Raw genomic sequence first — 21863 nt, forward strand, 5'->3', positions numbered from 1 at the left:
TCAGGCCGGATTCGCCTCGAAATCAGCCGCAGACGATTAGCACGGCCGGCGCGAGATGCTTCAATCGTCGGCGTCGTCAGCCGCGGCGCCGGCGGGATTGTCCCGGTTCAGCCGCTCGCGCATTTCCTTGCCCGTCTTGAAGAACGGGACGCTCTTCTGGTCCACCGGGACATGAGCTCCGGTCCGTGGGTTGCGCCCGGCGCGGGCCGGCCGATGCTTGACCGAGAAGGCGCCGAAGCCGCGCAGCTCGACGCGGTCACCGCGGGCGAGCGCCGCGACGATCTCATCGAGGATCGCATTGACGATGTTCTCGACATCCCGCTGGTAGAGATGCGGGTTGTGCTCGGCGATACGCTGAACAAGCTCGGATTTGATCATCGAGAAAATGTACCCGGGGAGACAAGTCCCATTTCCGTGAAAATATGCTGGACTGTCAAGACGCTAAATCATTCATCGCGGCCATGAATCGGGTTGCGAGGCCCGGTACGGGGCCTCGCCATGGCACACGCAAAACGGGAAGATCGCCCTGAGGATGGTCTTGGCGGGTTCAATTGCCCGGCGCGGGCGTCCAGAGCGCGAGCATGCCGTCGAGACCAATCCGATCGACCGCCTGGACCACGCCGGTGCGCTCGATCTGGCGGGCGATCCCGGAGAGGCCGACGGCATCGAGCGCGATCGAGGTCGCCGTTCGCAGGAAGGTCAGATCGCCGAACCGCGGCGTGAGCTTGTAGTCGCGCACCGGAAGGTCCTTCTTGACGTTCTTGTTGGCGACGAGCCACGCGACGGCGGCCTTCTCGTCGCCGAGCTCGTCGATGAGCTTCAGCTCGATCGCCTGCCTGCCGGTGAAGACGCGGCCGTCGGCCACCTTCTCCAACTGCTCATCGTTCATGGCGCGGCGGTCCTTCACCAGTCCGCGGAACCAGGCGTAGGAATCCTTGACCAGGGCGTCGAGCGCCGCGCGCGCTTCCGGGCTGGTCGGCTCGTAGCCGTTGGGGGCGGCCTTCAGCGGCGAGGATTTGACCTCCTCGATCTTCACGCCGACCGTCTTCAACAGCTCGCCGACATTCGGATACTGGAACAGCACGCCGATCGAGCCGACCAGCGAGCTCTGCTGCGCGACGATGTGATCGGCAGCGATCGCGCCGATATAGCCGCCGGAAGCCGCCAGGCCTTCCACGACGACGACCAGCGGCTTCTTCGCCTTCAATCGCACCAGCGAGTCGTAGAGCTGCTCGGAGCCGGCGGTGGTGCCGCCCGGCGAATTGATGTGAACGATGACGGCTTCCGCCGAGGAGTTCTCCAGCCGCTCCAGCGCCGCGACGCGCTCATGGTCGCTGCGGATCAGGCCCTCGATATTGACGCGGGCGATCGAGCCAGAGGTCGAGAGCGCGGTGCGGCCGCGCGGCGACATCGCCAGACCGATGGCGGAAAGAGCCGCAATCGCAATCAGCACCGCGACGACACGCCAGAACGTCAGCTTGCGGCGCAGCCTGCGGCGATCGACGATCACATCCGAATCAAGCGACATGGACAGCTCCTGGAAGTCTCGGCGCGTTTTGCATCCGCAGCCTGAATATCTCGTTATCCGATTACATCAATCGCGGCGCAATTTGAAGAAAGGAAGGCTTGCGGCGAAGCGGCCGGATGCCCGATCCGCCCGGAACAGAGCGCGCATCTCTGCCTCGCTGGAACAAAAAAAGCCCCGGCTTTCGCCGGGGCTTTGATCTGATCACGCGAACCGAAGGCTTACTTCGAGTCGCGGTTCTTGAGCGCGGTGCCCAGGATGTCGCCCAGCGTGGCGCCCGAATCGGACGAGCCGTACTGCGCGATGGCTTCCTTCTCTTCCGCGACTTCCAACGCCTTGATCGACACCTGCACCTTGCGGGCCTTCTTGTCGAACTGGATCACGCGGGCATCGACCTTCTCACCGACGGCGAACCGCTCGGTGCGCTGGTCGTTGCGATCGCGCGCCAGCTCGGAGCGCTTGATGAAGGTGGTGAAGTCGGTGCCGGTGATCTTGACGTCGATGCCGCCGTCCTTGACGTCGAGCACTTCGCAGGTGACGACCGCGCCCTTCTTGACATCGCCCGGCTCGGCGAAGGGATCGCCTTCGAGCTGCTTGATGCCGAGCGAGATGCGCTCCTTCTCCACGTCGACGTCGAGCACCACGGCCTTGACCATGTCGCCCTTCTTGTAGTTGTCGATGACCTGCTCGCCGGGTTGCTTCCAGTCGAGATCCGACAGATGGACCATGCCGTCGACGTCGCCTTCGAGACCCAGGAACAGGCCGAACTCGGTCTTGTTCTTGACCTCGCCCTCGACCACCGAACCGGTCGGATGCTTCTCGACGAAGACCTCCCACGGATTGCGCATCGTCTGCTTGAGACCGAGCGAGATGCGGCGCTTGACGCTGTCGACCTCGAGCACCTGCACTTCGACCTCCTGCGAGGTCGACACGATCTTGCCGGGGTGCATGTTCTTCTTGGTCCACGACATCTCGGAGACGTGGATCAGGCCTTCGATGCCCGGCTCGAGCTCGACGAACGCGCCGTAGTCGGTGATGTTGGTGACGCGGCCATGGAAGCGGGCCTGCAGCGGATACTTCGCCTCGATGCCCTGCCACGGATCGTCGAGCAGCTGCTTCATGCCCAGCGAGATGCGGTGCGTCTCGTGGTTGATCTTGATGATCTTGACCTTCACCGTCTGACCGATGCTGAGCACCTCGGTCGGATGGTTGACGCGGCGCCACGCGATGTCGGTGACGTGCAGCAGGCCGTCGATGCCGCCGAGGTCAACGAACGCACCGTAATCGGTGATGTTCTTGACGACGCCGTCGATGACCTGACCCTCTTCGAGGTTCTGCACCAGCTCCTGGCGCTGCTCGGCGCGGGTCTCCTCCAGCACGGTGCGGCGCGACACGACGATGTTGCCGCGGCGGCGGTCCATCTTGAGGATCTGGAACGGCTGCGAGTTGTTCATCAGCGGCGCGACGTCGCGGATCGGACGGATGTCGACCTGCGAGCGCGGCAGGAAGGCCACGGCACCGTCGAGGTCGACGGTGAAGCCGCCCTTGACCTGGTTGAAGATGACGCCGTTGACCTTTTCGTTGTTCTGGAACGCCTTCTCGAGCTTGCCCCAGCTCTCTTCGCGGCGGGCCTTGTCGCGCGACAGCACCGCTTCGCCGAGCGCGTTCTCGATGCGGTCGAGGAACACCTCGACCTCGTCGCCGACCTTCAATTCACTGTCACGGCCGGGCCCGGCGAATTCGCGCAGCGCCACGCGGCCTTCGGTCTTCAGGCCGACGTCGATGACGGCCATGTCCTTCTCGATCGCAACAACCTTGCCCTTGACGACGGAGCTTTCCTGCAGGTTGCCCTTGGTGAAGGACTCGTCCAGCATCGCGGCGAAATCATCGCGGCTGGGATTGTAGGAAGAAGCAGAGGTACTCGAAGCCATTTGTTCTCCAGATGCGGACATTCTCGCCAGCTTGGGTTGATCGGCGCATCGAATGGACAGTGCCTGGAGGTCCACAAATCCCCAGACGTCCGCGTGATGCGCGATAAGCGCAAACGACGCGGGCCGGCAGTGCCTGCACATGCGATACGTATGAAGTGCGTCCGGATGATCGGACTCGATTGAACCGCAATCGAGCTATCGATGGTCAAGGGCGGGAGCGGGCATTCCTCCAATGACGCCGGCGGAAATCAAACCCGCTGACGGCCCGCTCGAACGGCCTCGACGATATCGATGGCGGCCCGGACGCCGCCTTCTATATCCAAATGGGAGTTGTCAAGCAAGACAGCATCCGGGGCTTGTTTCAAGGGGGCGACGGCGCGGTTCTGGTCGCGCTCGTCACGCGCCAGGATGTCGGCCAGAATGGCCGCCTCGTCAGCCGGTTCCCCACGTGAAAGCGCCTCGAGGGTGCGACGATGCGCCCGGATGCGGGGATCGGCGACGACGTAGATCTTCACCTCGGCGTCCGGGCAGATCACGGTTCCGATGTCGCGGCCGTCGAGCACGGCGCCGGGCGGCTGGCTCGCGAACTGACGCTGGAAAGCCACCAGCGCCTCGCGCACTTTCGGCAACGCCGAGACCACGGAGGCCGCGGACCCGACCTGGTGCGACCTGAGCGCCGGGTTGTCGAAGGTCGAGGGATCCAGGGTCATGGCGACGTCCGCCGCCCGGGTCTCATCCTTGAGGTCGGTGCCGGCGGTCAGTAGCGCATGCGCGACGGCCCGGTAGATCACGCCCGTATCCAGGTGCCTGAGGCCGTAATGCGCCGCGAGACGCTTGGCCATGGTGCCCTTGCCCGAGGCAGCCGGGCCGTCGATGGCGATGATCATGCGAAATCCGCGCCCGCCTTGCACATCAGCGGGATGAAATCGGGGAAGCTGGTGGCGATGAAGGCGGTGTCGTCGACCGTGACCGGCTTATCAGACGCGAGGCCCATGACCAGCGCGGACATCGCGATGCGGTGGTCCATGTGGGTCGCAACCAGCCCGCCGCCCGGCACATGGCCCCTGCCCTCGACGATCAGATCGTCGCCGGTGATCTCGACCTGGACGCCGTTGACACGCAGCATGGCCGCGGTGGCCTCCAGCCGGTCGGATTCCTTGACGCGCAGCTCATGCAGGCCGCGCATCACGGTCGTGCCCTCGGCATAGGCGGCGGCGACCGCCAGCACGAGATATTCGTCGATCATCGACGGCGCCCGCTCCGGCGGCACCACGACGCCGCGCAGCTTGGAGGCGCGCACGCGCAGGCGCGCCATCGGCTCGCCGGCATCGCCGCGGACGTCGTCCTCCTCGATCGAGGCCCCCATCTCGCGCAAGGTCGTGAACAGGCCAGTCCGCAGCGGATTGGTCATGACGTCGGACAGCACGAGATCCGAGCCGTCGACGATCAGCGCGGCGACCAGCGGGAACGCGGCCGACGACGGATCAGCCGGCACGATTACCGGCGCGCCTGTTAGCTCCGGCTGGCCAGTCAGCGCGATGCGGCGGCCGTGGGTGCCTTCCGGCGTGGTCACGATCTCGGCACCGAAATGCTTCAGCATCAGCTCGGTATGGTCGCGGCTCGCCTCCTGCTCGATCACCGTGGTGACGCCGGGCGCGGCGAGGCCGGCCAGCAGCACGGCCGACTTGATCTGGGCCGAGGCGACGGGGGTGCGGTATTCGATCGGGACCGGGTTGCTGGCCCCCTGCAGGGTCAACGGCAGCTTGCCGCCCTCGGCGATGGCGGTGACCTTGGCGCCCATCAGCACCAGCGGGTCGAGGATGCGCCGCATCGGGCGGCTGCGCAGCGAGGCATCACCGTCGAAAACGGCCGAGATCGGGCAGCCGGCGACGGCGCCCATCACCAGCCGGCAGCCGGTGCCGGAGTTGCCGAAATCGAGCGGCGCGCTCGGCTGGGCGAAGCCGCCGACCCCCACGCCACGGACGGTCCACGCGAAGTCGCCGGTGCGTTCGACCTTCGCACCCAGGGCTCGCATTGATTGGGCGGTGTTGAGGACGTCTTCGCCCTCGAGCAGGCCGGAAATTCGGGTCTCGCCGACCGACAATGCTCCCAGGATCAGCGCCCGGTGCGAGATCGACTTGTCGCCGGGCACGCGAATCGTGCCCGAGAGGGGCCCGGAGGCGCGTGATTCCAGGGGAGTCGGGGCGATTGACGTGCTCACGGCAGGATCCTCGTGTTTCGGACGCGGCAGGTATCACAGCCCCCGCCCTCCGTCACGAGCGGTGATTTTCCCGTTGACAGCGCTATTGACAGCGGCGCGGCAACTAGCCAAGTGAGACACCGCTTTTCAGACATTGCCAGGACGCCTGCACGTGGCCAAATCCGAGCTCGGAACCAAACGCATTTGCCCGACGACGGGCAAAAAGTTCTATGACCTCAACAAGAACCCGGTGATCTCGCCCTACACCGGCGAGGTCGTGCCGATCGCGCCGGTGGCTCCGACCCGCGCGATGCGCGGCGAGGCTGCGCGTGCCGCTGCGGCGGCCGACGTGGTCGAGCCCGCCGAGGCCGAGGAGTTGGTGTCGCTCGAGGAGGCCGATGCCGAGGAGAACACCGGCAAGGTCAAGGCCGTCGTGCCGGAGACCGAGGACGACATCGAGATCGACGAGACCCTCGACGACGACGAGGATGATGATTCCACCTTCATCGCCGACGAGGAAGAAGGCGACGAGGACGTGACCGACATCATCGGCGATGTCGGCGGCGACGAAGAATAATCGTCGAAGACACTTGAGATCAGCCGCGAACTGTGGTTCACGGTGCTCCCCGGCGGTCACCCAGACCGCCGGTTCGGTTCAGGGGCCATAGCTCAGCTGGGAGAGCGCTTGCATGGCATGCAAGAGGTCGGCGGTTCGATCCCGCCTGGCTCCACCACGCTTCGCCCTTCGGGCTACGCGTGGCGCAGCCACGACGGAGCCCGAAGGGCGAAGCGTGGTGCCCGGCGAAGCCCCTTGGCGAAGCCGGGCTTTGAGAGGCCCGTCATCTTCTCCAGCTGGTGTTTTCTCGAGTCACGCCTGCCTACGGTTTACGACCTGATTTCGTACGCAGGCAGCCGGGATGACAAACTCCCTTCCCGATTGCAGAATGCCGGCCCGCAATCCTTCGCGGCGAGTGCCTTCGCATGTGGTACGTCTACATCATCCGCAGCCTCGCCTTCCCCGAGCAGGAATATGTCGGCGCGACAGCGGACATCAGACAGCGCCTGAAGGATCACAACGCTGGCCGGTCAGTTCACACGTCCAAGTTCATGCCGTGGATGCTGGTCTGGTATTGCGCCTTTCCGGACAAGCATCGCGCGTTGGCGTTCGAGACCTACCTGAAATCGCATTCTGGGCGGGCATTCTCAAAGAAGCGCCTGCTCGGTCCAGTCTGACCGCTCCTCACCCCTCCACCGCCGCATTCAAATGCTCCCGCAGGCGCACCAGCTTGCCGTGCAGGTCGGCCAGTTCCGCGAGCGAGCAGCCCGTCGCATCCAGGATCGCGGGCGGCACGATCGACCTTGCCTTGTCGCGTAGTCCCGCGCCCTGGGCGGTGAGGGTGACGATCACCTGACGCTCGTCCTCGGCCGATCGTGTCCGCCTGATGAAATGCAGCGCCTCCATCCGCTTCAGCAGCGGCGTCAGCGTGCCGGAATCCAGGAATAGCCGCTCGCCGATCTCCTTCACCGACAGGCCGTCGCGCTCCCACAGCACCAGCATCACCAGATATTGCGGATAGGTGAGGCCGAGACGGTCGAGCAAAGGCTTGTAGACCCGGTTGAAGGCATGGGCGGTCGAATAGACTGCGAAGCAGAGCTGGTTGCCGAGCTGGAGCGGCAGGTCTGCCGCGGACTTCTTTCGCATCGAGGTCACCACAGGTCGATCCTATCGGCATCTTGAGCCCGCACGCCTCGGGTCGACAACGGGCCCGGCGCCCCGATCACGAATTTTCTACCGAACAATTATATTGTTCACAATTCAATTGTGTGCAATATGACGCCACTGAATTCGTCCATCCAACCGGGAGACACCCCATGTCCGTGAACGTGCTCTACAAGACCAGCGCCAAGGCGACCGGCGGCCGCGACGGCGAAGCCGCGACCCTCGACGGCTCGCTCAAGGTCAAGCTCTCCACCCCGAAGGAGCTCGGCGGCGGCGGTGGCGCCGGCAACAATCCGGAGCAGTTGTTCGCGGCCGGCTATGCGGCCTGCTTCATCGGCGCGATGAAGTTTGTCGGCTCGCAGGGCGGCCCGAAGGTTCCCGCCGACACGTCGGTGACCTCGACCGTCGGCATCGGCCCGCGTTCAGAAGGCGGCTTCGGCATCACCGTCGAGCTCGCGGTGTCGCTGCCCGGCCTCGCCAAGGCCGACGCCGAGGCTCTGGTCGCCAAGGCGCACGAGGTGTGCCCCTATTCCAACGCCACGCGCGGAAATGTCGATGTCAAGCTGACCGTCGTCTGAGGCTGAATTCCGCCCTGCGGCAGCGTTTTCCCGCGTCCGCCGCAGGGCAGGCCTCGCGTTTTCGCGACGGCGCCATTCGGCGAGCCGCGTTTGCACCAGCGCCGTAGCAATGCTTAATGGCCGCGAGCTGAAACCAACCTCGCGACATCCGATGACACCCCAATTTGCTCCCGGCGCCATGGCCGGACTGCGCGTGATCGATCTGACGCGCGTGCTCGGCGGGCCCTACTGCACACAGATCCTGGCCGATCACGGCGCCGACGTGATCAAGGTCGAACCGCCGGCCGGCGACGAGGTCCGCGACTGGGGCCCTCCCTTCCACGACGAAGACGCTGCCTATTTCGTCGGGATCAACCGCAACAAGCGTTCGATCGGCCTCGATCTCGCTTCCGAGGGTGGCCGCGTCGTGCTGATGCGGATGCTCGAGACCGCCGACGTGCTGATCGAGAACTTCAAGCCCGGCACCTTGGAGAAGTGGGGCATCGGCAGCGACACGCTGCGCGAGACATTCCCGAAGCTGGTGCACTGCCGCATCTGCGGCTTCGGCGCCGACGGTCCGCGCGGCGGCAATCCCGGCTATGACGCGATCATCCAGGCGATGACCGGCATGATCGCCGCGACCGGCTCCTCGCAGAGCGGACCGATGCGGATCGGCGTGCCGCTGGTCGACATCACCACCGGACTCTATGCCGCGATCGGCATCCTGATGGCGCTGTCGGAACGGCAGCGCTCTGGGCTCGGCCAGTTCCTCGAGGTCACGCTGTATGAGACCGGCCTCGCGATCATGCATCCGCATACCGCAAACTACTTCATGCACGGCAAGCCGCCGTCGCTGACCGGCAACGAGCATCCGAACCTCGTTCCCTACGCGATCTTCCCAACCAAGACGGACGATATCTTCATCGGCGTCGGCAATGACGGCACCTTCCGCAAGCTCGCCAAGGAAATCGGCCGGCCGGAGCTCGGCACCGATCCGCGCTTCGCCCGCAACAAGGATCGCGTCGCCAATCGCGAGGCGCTGCGCGCCGAGCTCGCCGCCGTCTTCAGCCAATTCGAGGCGGAGCCGCTGTGCGACCGGCTGCTCGCGGCCGGCCTGCCGGCGGGACCCGTGCAGAAGATCGACCAGGCGCTGACCAATCCGCACACGATCTACCGCGGCGATGTCATCGAAAAGGACTGGTACAAGGGCGTCGCGTCGCCGATCCGGCTCGAACGCACCAAGCCGACCCTGCGCTCCACGCCGCCGAAGTTCAGCCAGCATGCGCAGGAGGTGCTCAGCGAGTTCGGCTATTCGGAGCACGAGATCCAGGCCCTGCTGTCCCAGGGCACGGTGTGCGCCGAGCGCAAGCGCTGAAGCGCCATCAGCCTGTCGTCTCCCCACGCTAGCGTCGCCTGGGGCATCGCCCCGGCGCCGCGCCGTCTCGCGCAAGTCGCGGCATTCCGCCGCGAAGCCGCGACGAACGCGCTTTCCGCTGACGATCCAACCGGTTATACATTCACAAAACTGTCATCTCGCGCTGCTACGGCCGCGACGCCGATGACGTTCCATGGGAGGTATTTTTTAATGTCACTTCGACAATTCTGGACCGCCGCCGCGGCGGCAGCCACGCTGGTCCTTGGCGCCGCCGCACCCGCGCATGCGGTGACGGAGATTCAGTGGTGGCACGCGATGACCGGCGCCAACAACGACGTCATCGTCAAGCTCGCCAACGATTTCAACGCCTCGCAGACCGACTACAAGGTCGTTCCGACCTACAAGGGCAACTACGCCGACACGATGAATGCCGGCATTGCCGCCTTCCGCGCCGGCAATGCGCCGCATATCATGCAGGTGTTCGAGGTCGGCACCGCCACGATGATGGCCGCCACCGGCGCCGTGAAGCCGGTCTACAAGCTGATGCAGGACGCCAGCGAGAAGTTCGATCCCAAGAGCTACCTGCCGGCCATCACCGGCTACTACTCGACCTCCAAGGGCGAGATGCTGTCGTTCCCCTTCAACTCGTCCTCCACGGTCATGTGGGTCAATCTCGACGAGCTGAAGAAGGTCAACGCCGAGATCCCGAAGACCTGGCCCGAGCTGTTCGAGACCGCCAAGAAGCTGAAGGCGGCCGGCCATCCGACCTGCGGCTTCTCCGGCTCGTGGGTCACCTGGGTCAATCTCGAGCAGCTCTCCGCCTGGCACAACGTGCCGCTCGCCAGCAAGGCGAACGGTCTCGACGGCTTCGACACCGTGCTGGAATTCAACGGTCCGCTGCAGGTGAAGCATCTCGAAAACCTGGTCGAGCTGCAGAAGGACAAGACCTACGACTATGCCGGCCGCACCAACACCGGCGAGGGCCGCTTCACCTCGGGCGAATGCCCGATCTACCTGACCTCGTCGGCGTTCTTCGGCAACGTCAAGGCGCAGGCCAAGTTCGCCTTCACCGCTGCGCCGATGCCCTATTATCCCGACGCCAAGGGCGCACCGCAGAACTCGATCATCGGCGGCGCCTCGCTCTGGGTGATGGGCGGCAAGAGCGCGGACGAATACAAGGGCGTGGCGAAGTTCCTGACCTTCCTCTCGGACACCGATCGTCAGGTCTATATCCACAAGGCCTCGGGCTATCTGCCGATCACCAAGGCTGCCTACGCGAAGGCCAAGGCCGAGGGCTTCTACAAGGATCAGCCCTACCTGGAGACGCCGCTGCTCGAATTGACCAACAAGGAGCCGACGGAGAATTCCCGCGGCCTGCGTCTTGGCAACATGGTGCAACTGCGTGACGTCTGGTCGGAGGAGATCGAGCAGGCTCTGGCCGGCAAGAAGACCGCCAAGCAGGCGCTGGACGCCGCGGTCGAGCGCGGCAACCAGATGCTGCGCCAGTTCGAAAAGACGGCCGTGAAGTGAGGCCAAGAGCCGGCAGGCCACCCGCGGCCTGCCGGCTCGCCGACCGACCATGCAGAAGAACGCCATCTTCCAATCAAAACTGCTGCCGTTCGTGCTGGTCGCTCCCCAGCTCGCGATCGTGCTGATTTTCTTCTATTGGCCCGCGATCCAGGCCGTCATCCAGTCGTTCCTGCTGCAGGACGCGTTCGGCCTGTCCACGAGCTTCGTCTGGTTCGAGAACTACGCCGACCTGCTCAGTCAGCCGGACTATTTTCAAGCCATTCTCCGCACCTTCGGCTTCTCCTTCGCCATCGCGCTCTCGTCGCTCTCGGTCGCGCTGCTGCTCGCGGTCATGGCGGACAAGCCGCTGCGCGGCGTCACGCTGTACCGGACGCTGCTGATCTGGCCCTATGCCGTCGCGCCGCCGGTGGTGGGCGTGCTCTGGATCTTCATGCTGCACCCGTCGCTCGGCGTGATCTCGCGCTATCTGCGCGCGATGGGCATCGACTGGAATCCGCTGCTCGACGGCGACCAGGCGGCGCTGCAGATCATCCTCGCGGCCGCCTGGAAGCAGATCTCCTACAACTTCCTGTTCTTCCTCGCCGGGCTGCAGAGCATCCCCCGCAGCGTGCTCGAGGCCGCCGCGATCGACGGCGCGCGGCCGATGCGGCGGTTCTGGACCGTGACCTTCCCGCTGCTGTCGCCGACCATCTTTTTCCTGCTGGTCATCAACATCGTCTACGCCTTCTTCGAGACGTTCGGCATCATCGACACGATGACCCGTGGCGGCCCGGGCAAGTCCACCGAGACGCTGGTCTACAAGGTCTACACGGACGGCCTGCTCGGCGGCAATCTCGGCTCGTCGGCCGCACAATCCGTCGTTCTGATGGTCATCGTCATCGTGCTGACGGCGATCCAGTTCCGCTTCGTCGAGCGCAAGGTGACCTACTGATGGTCGAGCAAGAAGGCATTCGACGCTACGTCGCGCACGCCATCCTGTGGATCGGAATCGCGATCGTGGCGTTCCCGGTGTATCTCGCGTTCGTCGCCTCGACGCAGGACAATGCGGTCATCGCCAACGGGCAGATGTCGCTGCTGCCGGGCGGGCACTTCCTGTCGACCTACTATCAGACCATCTTCGTCGGCACGAGCGGCTCGACCCGCGAGCCGGTGGCGACCATGCTGCTGAACTCGCTGGTCATGGCGCTGCTGATCGCCGTCGGCAAGATCGCGATCTCGATCATCTCGGCCTATGCGGTCGTCTACTTCCGCTTCCCGTTCCGCATGGCGATCTTCTGGCTGATCTTTATCACCCTCATGCTGCCGGTCGAGGTGCGCATCTATCCGACCTACAAGATCGTCGCCGACCTGCACATGCTCGACAGCTATGCGGGGCTGGCGCTGCCCCTGATCGCCTCGGCCACCGCCACGCTGCTGTTCCGCCAGTTCTTCATGACCGTGCCGGATGAGCTCCTGGAGGCATCCCGCATCGACGGCGCCGGGCCGCTCCGCTTCTTCTGGGACACCCTGCTGCCGCTGTCGCGCACCAACATGGCGGCGCTGTTCGTGATCCTGTTCATCCTCGGCTGGAATCAATATCTCTGGCCGCTGCTGATCACCACGCGCGACGACATGCAGACCATCCAGATCGGCATCCGCAAGATGATCACGACGACCGACGCGCTGACGGAGTGGCCGGTCGTCATGGCGACCGCCGTGCTCGCGATGCTGCCGCCGGTGTTCGTCGTCGTCGTCATGCAGCGCCTGTTCGTCAAGGGGCTGGTGGAGACGGAAAAGTGACGAGGGGGCGAATAGCGAATGGCGAGTGGCGAACAGGGATGTTCGCGCAACGGCTCGCTTCGTCCCCTTCCCTGTTCGCCACTCCCCATTCGCTATTCGCTAGGTAACCCATGGCCAACGTCACACTCCGCAACGTCCGCAAGGTCTATCCCGGCGGCTTCGAAGCCATCAAAGGCGTCGATGTCGATGTCGGCGATGGTCAGTTCTGCGTGCTGGTCGGGCCGTCGGGCTGCGGCAAATCCACCTTGCTGCGGATGGTCGCGGGGCTCGAGACGATCACGTCGGGCGAGATCGACATCGGCGGCCGCATCGTCAATGCCATCGAGCCTGCCGATCGCGACATCGCGATGGTGTTCCAGAACTATGCGCTCTATCCGCACATGACCGTCTATAACAACATGGCCTACGGCCTGCGCAATCGCGGCATGGCGGAGAAGGAGATCAGGACGCGCGTCGAGGACGCCGCGCGCATTCTCGAGCTCGGCTCCATGCTCGAGCGGAAGCCGCGGCAGCTGTCCGGGGGCCAGCGCCAGCGCGTGGCGATGGGCCGCGCCATCGTGCGCCAACCCAAGGTGTTCCTGTTCGACGAGCCGCTGTCCAACCTCGACGCCAAGCTGCGCATCGCGATGCGGGTCGAGATCCGCAAATTGCAGCGCCGGCTCAACACGACCGCGATCTACGTCACCCACGACCAGCTCGAGGCCATGACGCTCGCCGACGTCCTGGTGGTGATGAACGGCGGCAAGGTCGAGCAGATCGGCAATCCGCTCGACATCTATCAGAAGCCCGCGACCACCTTCGTCGCGTCCTTCATCGGCGCACCGCCGATGAACCTGATGCCGACCGATGGCGTGCGCGCCCAGTTGCACGGCGCCGACGCGGTTCCCGCAGAGGCGGGCCAGCTCGGCATCCGGCCTGAGGATTTCCAGCTCGGCGACACCGTTCCGGCGGGCGGGGTCGGGCTCGACCTCCGCGTCGAGGCGATCGAGCATGTCGGCGCCGAGACCTATGTCTATGGCGCGCGCCAGGATATGGGCAGCGATGACCGGCTCACCGCGACCGCCAACGACATCATCGTGCGGCTGCCGGGCACCGCCGCGCCGGAGATCGGCGCGCGGATTCGCGCCGTGGCGCCGCGGGCCAAGCTGCATCTGTTCTCGGCCGACGGCCGGCAGCGGCTGTCCGTTTAAACCCTTCCACAGGCTGGCCGTTCCGGCGCATTCGGGGTGCTTGAACGCGCCCCGGATCGTGCCCATATTGCTGCTCAAGGGGTGCCGTCAGGGCCCTGATACATCAAAGTCGCTTCGAGAGGACTTTGTAAACCATGTCTCGTGTTCCTTCGCTCTCCAGTCCGTTCCTGCTGGGCTTCGACGAGATCGAGCGCGTGCTCGACCGCGTCGTCAAAGGTGCCGACGGTTATCCGCCCTACAATATCGAGCGGTTCGAGCGCACCAATGGCCAGCCCGAGCGTCTGCGGATCACGCTGGCGGTGGCGGGTTTTACCCGCGACCAACTCGATGTCACCATTGAGGAAAACCAGCTCGTCATCCGCGGCCGGCAGCAGGACGACAAGACCAGGCAATACATTCATCGCGGCATCGCCGCGCGCCACTTCCAGCGCACCTTCGTGCTGGCGGAGGGAATGCATGTGCTCGGTGCGGACCTGAAGAACGGGTTGTTGTCGGTCGATCTGGCCAGGCCGGAGCCTGAGCGGATCGTTAAGACAATCGCTATCAATGAACACGAATAATGGTTTGATGGAACGAGTAGCGGACTCGACCGCTTGAGTCTCAGAAGGAGTCGAGACCATGACTGAAGGTAATGTCGCGTCGGAATCCCCCGTCTCCCTGGAGTCACTGGCAACCCTGGGCGAGGGCCACATCGCTTATGTGAAGCAGATCCGCTCTGAAGACGTGCCGGGACTGTTTCCGCAGGCGCCGCACATCGCGCCGGGACTGAAGCTGTTCGCCTTGCATGCCGCCGACGGCACGCCGATCATGCTTACCGACAGCCGCGAAGCAGCGATTGCGAATGCGTGGAGCCACGAACTCCAGGCCGTGAGCGTCCACTGACGCAAAGGCCGAGCCGCAGCGCTTGCAGCGACCGCTTCTCGTGAGACTCGATGCTCATGAGGAGCACGCGGCTCACGGACTGACACGAGGGCGGTCCCCGGAAACGGGGACGGCCCTTTTTTCTGCTGGGCTGCCCGGAACGATCGCCGCACATGACCTTGCTGACAACACCCATGAGCGCGGCCGGTTTGCGCGCAGATCCTGCGCTCGCGGACGCACTGCTCGCGCTTAACAACGCGCATGCCTCCGAGCTGTCGTGGCTCACGCCCGAAACGCTCGTGCAGCTGCTCGATCGGGCATGGCGGGCCTGGCGGATTGGCGGGGCCGATGCGCTGATGATCGCGCTCGACCACGCCGCCGTCTACGATAATCCCAATCACCGCTGGTTTCGCGCGCGCTACGATCGGTTCATCTATGTCGACCGCATCGTGGTGGCGCCGGCCGCCCGCGGCCGGGGCCTGGCGCGGCAGCTCTATGAGGAGCTGATTCGGGAGGCGACCGCGGCGGACCACGACCGCATCGTCTGCGAGGTCAATCTGGATCCGCCCAATCCGCAGTCGGACGCGTTTCATGCTGCGCTCGGCTTCGCGCCGCTGGCGGCGGCCAGCATCCATGGCGGCGCCAAAACGGTGCGCTACATGGCGAGATCATTGCGATAGCCGGGGAAGGACGAAGCGGCGGCCGAAGTGCTTTTGAGAAATTTGTTTCCGTCGATGTCCGTAACGGTCGATTTGACAACCAGATACAATCCGACCCGGTTTAAGGCGAAGGTGTCCAATCCTTAAGTTGTCCCTGTTGCGGCACGCGCTAGTCCGCTGTGTGACGAGCATGTGTAGGGATGGCAAATGCATGGATCACGGCTTGATGCAGGCGTCTTTCGAGAACTTGCACTCGGGACCCTACCCAACCGGCACGTCTTTCTTGGCAGTCCTCCGCCGGGGCCGAGCCCTTACTACGTCATCTGCAACAGCGTGCCGAAAGCGGGGACGTACCTGCTGGTCGAACTCGTCAGAGCGCTGGGCGGTCATGTCGATGTCGGCTATCACACCTACACGTCATCGATCAGCAAGCTGAATCCCGACGGTTCGCTCGACTACGGACGCGCGCTTCCGGCCCCGCTCTGGGCGTCGGCCCTGCGCTCCGGCTACTCCTGCGCCTCGCACACCGAGTATTGTCCGTATCTTGAGCAATACCTCCTGGGCAGACCAGAACACAAGATGCTGTTCATCGTCCGCGACCCCCGCGACATCGTCGTGAGCTGGGTCGACTTCGTCTACCACTCGGCGGCCTATCCGAAGATGCGGAAGTGGAACGCCTATCTGCGGTCGGCCGGATCGGCCGCTCACTCCGATGACGCCTCCCGAATCACATCGACCCTCCTCTCTTTGCCCCGATCGGGCATCAAGAAGTTCATGAGCTGGCTGGACTCGCCAGCCTGCCTGACCGTGAAGTTCGAAGAGCTCTATTCAGAGCTCGCGATCGACGATGTGGCGCGGTCGTCGTTTCCTGTCCTTAACCGCATCTGCGACTACCTGGGACTTCCGCGCAAGACGGCCGCGGAGCTCGATGTGCTCGGCCGCGGCCTGACGTCGTCGGGACGCGGCCGGAAGGTCGGCATCTACAAGGAGCGAATGATGCCGCATCATTTCGACCTGCTCCGCAGCGAGGCATTCCAGGAGCTCGTCGTCGAGTTCGGCTACGAGCCGACGCCGTTGCCCACGTGCGCTCGGACGAACGGGCTCGGGGCCGCGCGGAGGTTCGCCAGCAGGCTTTCTCGGTCCTTGCGGGGCGGCGCGATACGACGTCAGGCCGCGGAAGCGGGCGGCAGCGCCAGCACCGAATAGATCGCCTGGGCGTCGCGCGAGGCGCGGAGCTTCTTGGCGACATCCTGGTCGCGGAGCAGGCGGGCGATCCGCGCCAGGGCCTTCAGATGGTCGGCACCGGCGCCTTCCGGCGCCAGCAGCAGGAACACGAGATCGACCGGCTGGCCGTCCATGGCTTCGAAATCGATCGGCCGCTCCAGCCGGGCGAACAGGCCGAACAGCTTCTCCAGCTTCGGCAGCTTGCCGTGGGGAATCGCGACGCCGTAGCCGACGGCCGTGGTTCCGAGCTTCTCCCGCTGCAGCAGGACTTCGAACACGTTGCGCTCATTCTGCCCGGTCAGCGCAGCCGCGCGCGCTGCCAGCTCCTGCAGCGCCTGCTTCTTACTGATGACCTTCAAAGCCGGCACGATCGCCTCGGGTGCGACCAGATCGGTAATCGGCATAGGGCGTTCCGAGGTGATTGAACCGTCAGGGTGCGAATAGGTCGGGACAGACCGGCGTCAAGAAGCTGAGGCGGCAGGCGGGCTTAACCCGTGTCCGATGGGTGGGGCTTCTACCCCAACGCAACGGCCGTGCCAACACCCGCAAGCGTGTTCCCGCAGCCTATCCTTAAAGATCGCCGGAGCGTGGCGGCCTGAAGGCGCCAGCGCCCCAACCGCTTGATCGCATCTGTTCATTGCCGTGGCGTGACGTCGCAACCGGTCGGCCAACCGCCTGATCGGGAACCGGTTTTCGCGCCGCCGGAAGATCCCTGGAACGCATCCGCGGGACTACGGCTTCACCGCCGGCGGATCGACCCAGCCGATATTTCCGTCGGCGCGGCGGTAGATGATGTTCACCCGGCCGCTGGAGCCGTGCTGAAACACCATGCAGGGTGCCCCCGAAAGATCGAGCTCCATCACGGCTTCGGACACCGACAGGCGCTTCAACGCCGTGGTGTTCTCGGCGATGATCACCGGGCTGTAGCCGGTGATCTCCTCGTCGCCCTCGGCCGGCGCCTCGATCACGTAGCTCGGCGCATCCAGCACCGCGCCGTCGAGATTGGCGAGCGCTGCATTGGCGGCATGGGATTTGCGCCCCGAGCGGTCCTTCAGCCGGCTCTTGTAGCGGCGTAGGCGCTTCTCGATCATCAAGAGCGCCTGGTCGGCGCTGGCATAGGCGTCCGGCGCGTTCGATTCGGCCTCGAGCGTGATGCCCGAATCGAGGTGCAGCGCGCAATCGGTCTTGAACCCGAAACCGTCCTTGGAGAGCGTGACATGGCCGGAATAGTTGCCGTCGAAGTATTTTCGCAAGACCTCGTCGGTGCGCTCGCTGACGCGCCCACGCAGCGCTTCGCTGACGCTGATGCTCTTTCCGGAAATCCGCAGGGTCATGTGCCGCCTCGATTCATGTGAACCAAGTATGACACTAAGCCTATTTGGTGAAGGCGCAATCTTGCGCAGCGGTCAAACTGACGCGGTATCCCGGGTGCGGTCGGCGCTGGCGGGGGCCGAGAGGGCATGCGCCAGCATGCTCTGCTTATCGCGGCGGCGCTGCACCGAGGACGGGATCCGCATCGCCTCCCGGTATTTCGCGACCGTGCGGCGGGCGATGTCGATGCCCGCGGCGCGCAGCTTCTCGACGATCGTATCATCGGAGAGAATTGCGGAGGGATCTTCCGCATCGATCAGTTGCTTGATGTGGTGACGCACGGCCTCTGCCGAATGCGCCTCGCCGCCATCGGCCGATGCGATCGAGGCGGTGAAGAAATATTTCAGCTCGAACGTGCCGCGATTGGTCGCCATGTATTTGTTGGCGGTAACGCGCGACACGGTCGATTCGTGCATCTGGATCGCATCCGCAACGGCCTTCAAGTTGAGCGGACGCAGATGCGCGACACCATGGGTGAAGAAGCCGTCCTGCTGGCGCACGATCTCGGTCGCCACTTTCAGGATCGTGCGGGCGCGCTGATCGAGCGCGCGCACCAGCCACGTCGCGTTCTGCAGGCAGTCGGTGAAGTAGGACTTGTCGCCGTCCTTTCGGATCGTCTTCGACAGCTCGGAGTAATAGACCTGATTCACGAGGACGCGCGGCAGCGTGTCGCTGTTGAGCTCGACCAGCCAGCCGCCGTCGGGACCGGGACGGACGTAGACGTCGGGCACCATGGTCTGCGTGCGCGTGGTGCCGAACTTCAGCCCCGGCTTCGGATCGAGCCTGCGGATCTCGCCGATCATGTCGACGAGGTCCTCGTCGTCGACGGCGCACAACTTGCGAAGGGCAACGAAGTCGCGCTTCGCCAGCAGATCGAGATGCTCGACCAGCGCCTGCATCGCCGGGTCATAGCGGTCGAGCTCGCGCAGCTGGATCGCGAGACATTCGCTCAAGTTGCGCGCGCAGATGCCCGGCGGATCGAAGGTCTGCAGCACGCCGAGCACGGCATCGACGTCGGCCTGCTCGGCGCCGAGGCGGTCGGCGGCCTGGCCGAGGTCGGCCGGCAGATAGCCGGCCTCGTCGACGAGATCGATCAGGTACTGGCCGATCATGCGGTCCGCCGGCGCGGTGAAGGCCACCGCCGCCTGCTCGGCGAGATGATCCGACAGCGTGGTCTCGGCCGCGACAAAGGCTTCGAGATTGTAGTCCTCGTCACCGGAGGCGCCGCCACCCCATTCGGTGTAAGTGGTCGGCGCTGCGTCCTGCGCGGTGCGCGCGGCGGCCTCAGCCGGCTCCTCGGAGAACACGTTGTCGAGCCCGGTGTCGAGCGTCTGTTCGATCTCCGTACGGGTGCCGAGATCGCGGCTCATCCAGTCTTCCTGGGCGCCCTCGAAGCTCTCGCCGCCGCCGCTCGCGCCCTCGCCGAAATCGTCGCCGTTGGCTTCGCTGCCTTCCGAGAACTCGGCGCGCTCGGACATCTGCTGCTCGCCGGCGACCGGCGCTTCCGGACCGTCGCTCGCGCGCTCCAGCAGCGGATTGCGCTCCAGCTCCTCTTCGACGAACGTGGAGAGGTCGAGATTGGACAGTTGCAGCAGCTTGATCGCCTGCATCAGCTGCGGCGTCATCACCAGCGACTGCGACTGGCGGAATTCTAATCTCTGCGTCAACGCCATGGGAGCAAGAACATTCCCTTACTGGTCCAATTCTTGCTTATCCTAATCCGCGCACGATGTACACGGCTTGACGAATAAGAAAAACGGAGTATGGCGCGCGGAGAAGACGAGGTTACCGGCCATCGCGAACCTGCTGGAAACAACGTCAATCGTAGCGTTTCCGCCTGATGTCGCGCAGACGACAAAAGCCGACAAGCACCGCGTCGGCAATCCTACAGCCGGAATTCCTCACCGAGATACAGCCGGCGCACGTCGGGATCGGCGACGATCTCCTCCGGGCTGCCTTCGGTGAGAATCTGCCCAGCATAGACGATGTAGGCGCGGTCGGTGAGGCCGAGCGTCTCGCGGACGTTGTGGTCGGTGATGAGCACGCCGATGCCGCGGTTGGTGAGATGGCGCACCAGCTGCTGAATGTCGCCGACCGCGATCGGATCGATGCCGGCGAACGGCTCGTCGAGCAGCATGTAGTTCGGGCGCGTCGCCAGCGCGCGCGCGATCTCGACGCGGCGGCGCTCGCCGCCGGACAGCGCGATCGACGGCGACTTGCGCAGCCGCGTGATGGTGAATTCTTCCAGCAGCGCGTCGAGCTCGCGCTCGCGCTTCTTGCGCGACGGCTCGACCACTTCGAGCACGGCGCGGATGTTCTGCTCGACGGTGAGGCCGCGGAAGATCGAGGCCTCCTGCGGCAGGTAGCCGATGCCGAGCCGCGCGCGCTGATACATCGGCAGCCGCGTGACGTCATGGCCATCGAGCTCGATGGCGCCGCGATCGGCCTTGATCAGGCCGGTGATCATGTAGAACACGGTGGTCTTGCCGGCGCCGTTCGGCCCGAGCAGGCCGACGGCCTCGCCGCGGCGGACATAGATCGACACGCCGCGCACGACCTGGCGGCTGCCAAAGCTCTTCTCGATCGAGTGCACGGCGAGGAAGCCCGGCCGGCGCAGCAGTTGCGGACCGCCCCCCGCGCCATTGTTGCGCGGCTTGGCTGGCATCGGCTGCGAGGCCGGCCGCTTGCGCTGGATCTGCTCGGTGTTCTGCGGCGAGCGCGGATTGATGCGTGGCACCGTTTCATCGCGCACGGAGTCGGCGAGCGCGGCGAGCGGATCATCGCTGTAGGAATTGCCGAACGGATCGTCCATGGCCGTGATGTCGTCGCGCCGGCGCGAGGAGCCTCGCTGGCCGCGCTTGGCGGGACGCCCACGAAACATGCCGAGTAGATCCACCATCCCCGCTTCGCTTACGCCCTTCGAGGCTGCCCGTCATCGACCGCAGCGCTGGCTCGCCCGCCCACCGCGAGCGAACGCATCTCACCTCTCGCGGATCACAGGGAGCGCGAGGCCGGCCAAAGCGCGGGAGGCCGCGCTCCGGAGTTCGTCGTCTGACGGCGAAGTCGCGGTCGCCCCACGCAGGCGACCGATCGCAAGATCGCAATCGTGTCCGGCATCACTCTTTCGCAGCCACGCAACGGGTTCCACGGCCTCCCGTTGCATCGGTCCTGCGACAGAACCGCCCGCTCGCTAGATAGAGGCAGCAGCGGCGCGGTTCAACTGGGCCGCCGGTGTTTTGCTAAATAATTGAAGTCACTTCGATTTGCCTGGACCGAGCTGCAGCGGCCCGGCGCCGCCCGGCGCCGAGGCCGTCGACGGGCCGCAGCCGCCGCCCGCGCCCGCGCCCGCCTGCGGCAGCAGCACCTGCACCCCGCGCCCGCTGTCCGACTCGACCCGCGACACGCCGGTCGTCATGTCGACCGTCAGCCGGTCGCCGCGCATCACGTTCTTGCACTGGGTCAGCACCACGCCGCCCTGCATCGAGATCATGTTGGTCTTGGTGTCGTAGACCGCGGTCTCGCCGGTCACGACCTGGTCCTTCTGCGTCACCTTGACGTCGCCGCGCGCCTCGAGACGGCGAATCGCCGAGCTGCCATCCGGCCCTGGCGTCGCAGCCGGCGTCGCCTTGGTCGCCTTGGCGCCGCCCTGCTGGGCGCCGCCGTCGTAGAACACCACCAGCGACTTCGAGGTCATGGTGGTATCGCCCTGCACGACCTTGACGTTGCCGGTGAAGGTCGCCTCCTTCTTCTTGTCGCGCATCTCGAGCGCAGCGGCCTCGATCTGGATCGGCTGGTCGCGGTTCTGGGAAAATCCCTGCAGCGCGTTCGGAACACCGGTGGTCGCGCTCTGCGCCTGCGATGAGTCGGCAAGCGCGAGCAACGCCAGCGCGGCGAAGCCGGCGCCGCGAATCGCTACGGGAATGAAACGACACGTCGTCATG

The 21863-nt window shown here is 65.1% G+C and carries 23 protein-coding genes and 1 tRNA gene; 13 read left to right on the plus strand and 11 right to left on the minus strand.

Going from position 1 to position 21863, the window contains the following annotated elements; all coding sequences use genetic code 11:
* Positions 1-60: 60 nt before the first annotated feature.
* The 5 genes from QX070_RS32565 to aroA all read right to left on the minus strand — a co-directional run bounded on the left by QX070_RS32565 (position 61) and on the right by aroA (position 5677).
* On the minus strand, positions 61-378 hold the full coding sequence (locus QX070_RS32565) for an integration host factor subunit beta (protein ID WP_315716888.1): 318 nt from the start codon (positions 376-378) through the stop codon (positions 61-63).
* 169 nt (positions 379-547) lie between these two features.
* Entirely contained in the window at positions 548-1528 is a 981-nt protein-coding gene (sppA, locus tag QX070_RS32570) for a signal peptide peptidase SppA (RefSeq protein WP_315741234.1), read from the minus strand.
* A gap of 218 nt (positions 1529-1746) precedes the next feature.
* Positions 1747-3456 carry a 30S ribosomal protein S1 gene (gene rpsA, locus QX070_RS32575; protein ID WP_315741235.1) on the minus strand — a complete coding sequence of 570 codons (1710 nt, stop codon included), beginning with the start codon at positions 3454-3456 and terminating at the stop codon, positions 1747-1749.
* A gap of 248 nt (positions 3457-3704) precedes the next feature.
* Positions 3705-4343, minus strand: a complete 639-nt coding sequence (gene cmk, locus QX070_RS32580; RefSeq protein WP_315741236.1) for a (d)CMP kinase — start codon at positions 4341-4343, stop codon at positions 3705-3707.
* Complete coding sequence (gene aroA, locus QX070_RS32585) at positions 4340-5677, minus strand: 3-phosphoshikimate 1-carboxyvinyltransferase (RefSeq protein WP_315741237.1); 1338 nt, start codon at positions 5675-5677, stop codon at positions 4340-4342. The genes cmk and aroA overlap by 4 nt, the downstream gene beginning before the upstream one ends.
* A gap of 151 nt (positions 5678-5828) precedes the next feature.
* Between aroA and QX070_RS32590 the strand changes: the two genes are divergently transcribed.
* From QX070_RS32590 to QX070_RS32600, 3 genes are all read left to right on the plus strand, one after another.
* Complete coding sequence (locus tag QX070_RS32590) at positions 5829-6233, plus strand: TIGR02300 family protein (RefSeq protein ID WP_315741238.1); 405 nt, start codon at positions 5829-5831, stop codon at positions 6231-6233.
* 81 nt (positions 6234-6314) lie between these two features.
* Positions 6315-6390, plus strand: a tRNA-Ala gene (locus QX070_RS32595).
* 247 nt (positions 6391-6637) lie between these two features.
* A complete protein-coding gene (locus QX070_RS32600) occupies positions 6638-6889 on the plus strand; it encodes a GIY-YIG nuclease family protein (protein WP_315741239.1) in 252 nt (83 codons plus the stop codon).
* 7 nt (positions 6890-6896) lie between these two features.
* On the opposite strand, the gene QX070_RS32605 is transcribed toward QX070_RS32600, so the two are convergent.
* Positions 6897-7358, minus strand: coding sequence for a MarR family transcriptional regulator (locus QX070_RS32605; protein ID WP_315741240.1), 462 nt, complete (start codon positions 7356-7358; stop codon positions 6897-6899).
* Positions 7359-7528: 170 nt separating this feature from the next.
* Here QX070_RS32605 and QX070_RS32610 point away from each other — a divergent pair, with 170 nt between their 5' ends.
* The 10 genes from QX070_RS32610 to QX070_RS32655 all read left to right on the plus strand — a co-directional run bounded on the left by QX070_RS32610 (position 7529) and on the right by QX070_RS32655 (position 16533).
* On the plus strand, positions 7529-7954 hold the full coding sequence (locus QX070_RS32610; RefSeq protein WP_315741241.1) for an organic hydroperoxide resistance protein: 426 nt from the start codon (positions 7529-7531) through the stop codon (positions 7952-7954).
* A gap of 151 nt (positions 7955-8105) precedes the next feature.
* Positions 8106-9308: a CaiB/BaiF CoA-transferase family protein gene (locus QX070_RS32615; RefSeq protein WP_315741242.1), complete on the plus strand. Its 1203-nt coding sequence runs from the start codon at positions 8106-8108 to the stop codon at positions 9306-9308.
* 210 nt (positions 9309-9518) lie between these two features.
* Positions 9519-10838, plus strand: a complete 1320-nt coding sequence (gene ugpB / locus QX070_RS32620) for a sn-glycerol-3-phosphate ABC transporter substrate-binding protein UgpB (RefSeq protein ID WP_315741243.1) — start codon at positions 9519-9521, stop codon at positions 10836-10838.
* Between the two features lie 49 nt (positions 10839-10887).
* Positions 10888-11769 carry a sn-glycerol-3-phosphate ABC transporter permease UgpA gene (gene ugpA / locus QX070_RS32625; RefSeq protein ID WP_315741244.1) on the plus strand — a complete coding sequence of 294 codons (882 nt, stop codon included), beginning with the start codon at positions 10888-10890 and terminating at the stop codon, positions 11767-11769.
* Positions 11769-12617: a sn-glycerol-3-phosphate ABC transporter permease UgpE gene (gene ugpE / locus QX070_RS32630; RefSeq protein ID WP_315741245.1), complete on the plus strand. Its 849-nt coding sequence runs from the start codon at positions 11769-11771 to the stop codon at positions 12615-12617. Before ugpA ends, ugpE begins: the two co-directional genes overlap by 1 nt.
* A gap of 110 nt (positions 12618-12727) precedes the next feature.
* Positions 12728-13807: a sn-glycerol-3-phosphate import ATP-binding protein UgpC gene (locus tag QX070_RS32635; protein ID WP_315741246.1), complete on the plus strand. Its 1080-nt coding sequence runs from the start codon at positions 12728-12730 to the stop codon at positions 13805-13807.
* 134 nt (positions 13808-13941) lie between these two features.
* On the plus strand, positions 13942-14367 hold the full coding sequence (locus QX070_RS32640) for an Hsp20 family protein (RefSeq protein WP_006613108.1): 426 nt from the start codon (positions 13942-13944) through the stop codon (positions 14365-14367).
* Between the two features lie 58 nt (positions 14368-14425).
* A complete protein-coding gene (locus QX070_RS32645; RefSeq protein ID WP_009026315.1) occupies positions 14426-14689 on the plus strand; it encodes a DUF1150 family protein in 264 nt (87 codons plus the stop codon).
* A 152-nt stretch (positions 14690-14841) separates the two neighbouring features.
* Positions 14842-15348 (plus strand): GNAT family N-acetyltransferase, encoded by a 507-nt coding sequence (locus QX070_RS32650; protein ID WP_315741247.1) that lies wholly within the window; start codon positions 14842-14844, stop codon positions 15346-15348.
* Positions 15349-15534: 186 nt separating this feature from the next.
* A complete protein-coding gene (locus QX070_RS32655; RefSeq protein ID WP_315741248.1) occupies positions 15535-16533 on the plus strand; it encodes a sulfotransferase domain-containing protein in 999 nt (332 codons plus the stop codon).
* Here QX070_RS32655 and ptsN read toward each other — a convergent pair.
* From ptsN to QX070_RS32680, 5 genes are all read right to left on the minus strand, one after another.
* Positions 16494-16955 carry a PTS IIA-like nitrogen regulatory protein PtsN gene (gene ptsN / locus QX070_RS32660; protein ID WP_315716874.1) on the minus strand — a complete coding sequence of 154 codons (462 nt, stop codon included), beginning with the start codon at positions 16953-16955 and terminating at the stop codon, positions 16494-16496. The two genes, QX070_RS32655 and ptsN, sit on opposite strands and share 40 nt — an antisense overlap.
* 327 nt (positions 16956-17282) lie before the next feature.
* Entirely contained in the window at positions 17283-17885 is a 603-nt protein-coding gene (hpf, locus tag QX070_RS32665; protein WP_315741249.1) for a ribosome hibernation-promoting factor, HPF/YfiA family, read from the minus strand.
* 72 nt (positions 17886-17957) lie between these two features.
* Positions 17958-19595 carry an RNA polymerase factor sigma-54 gene (gene rpoN, locus QX070_RS32670; protein WP_315741250.1) on the minus strand — a complete coding sequence of 546 codons (1638 nt, stop codon included), beginning with the start codon at positions 19593-19595 and terminating at the stop codon, positions 17958-17960.
* Between the two features lie 212 nt (positions 19596-19807).
* Positions 19808-20821: an LPS export ABC transporter ATP-binding protein gene (lptB, locus tag QX070_RS32675; RefSeq protein WP_315741251.1), complete on the minus strand. Its 1014-nt coding sequence runs from the start codon at positions 20819-20821 to the stop codon at positions 19808-19810.
* Positions 20822-21175: 354 nt separating this feature from the next.
* The gene (locus QX070_RS32680; RefSeq protein ID WP_315741252.1) at positions 21176-21862 is read right to left on the minus strand and encodes an LptA/OstA family protein; all 687 of its coding nucleotides are present in this window, start codon (positions 21860-21862) and stop codon (positions 21176-21178) included.
* Between the last annotated feature and the right edge of the window lies 1 nt (position 21863).

The sequence above is a fragment of the Bradyrhizobium sp. SZCCHNR1093 genome (assembly GCF_032381175.1).
Taxonomy (GTDB): domain Bacteria; phylum Pseudomonadota; class Alphaproteobacteria; order Rhizobiales; family Xanthobacteraceae; genus Bradyrhizobium.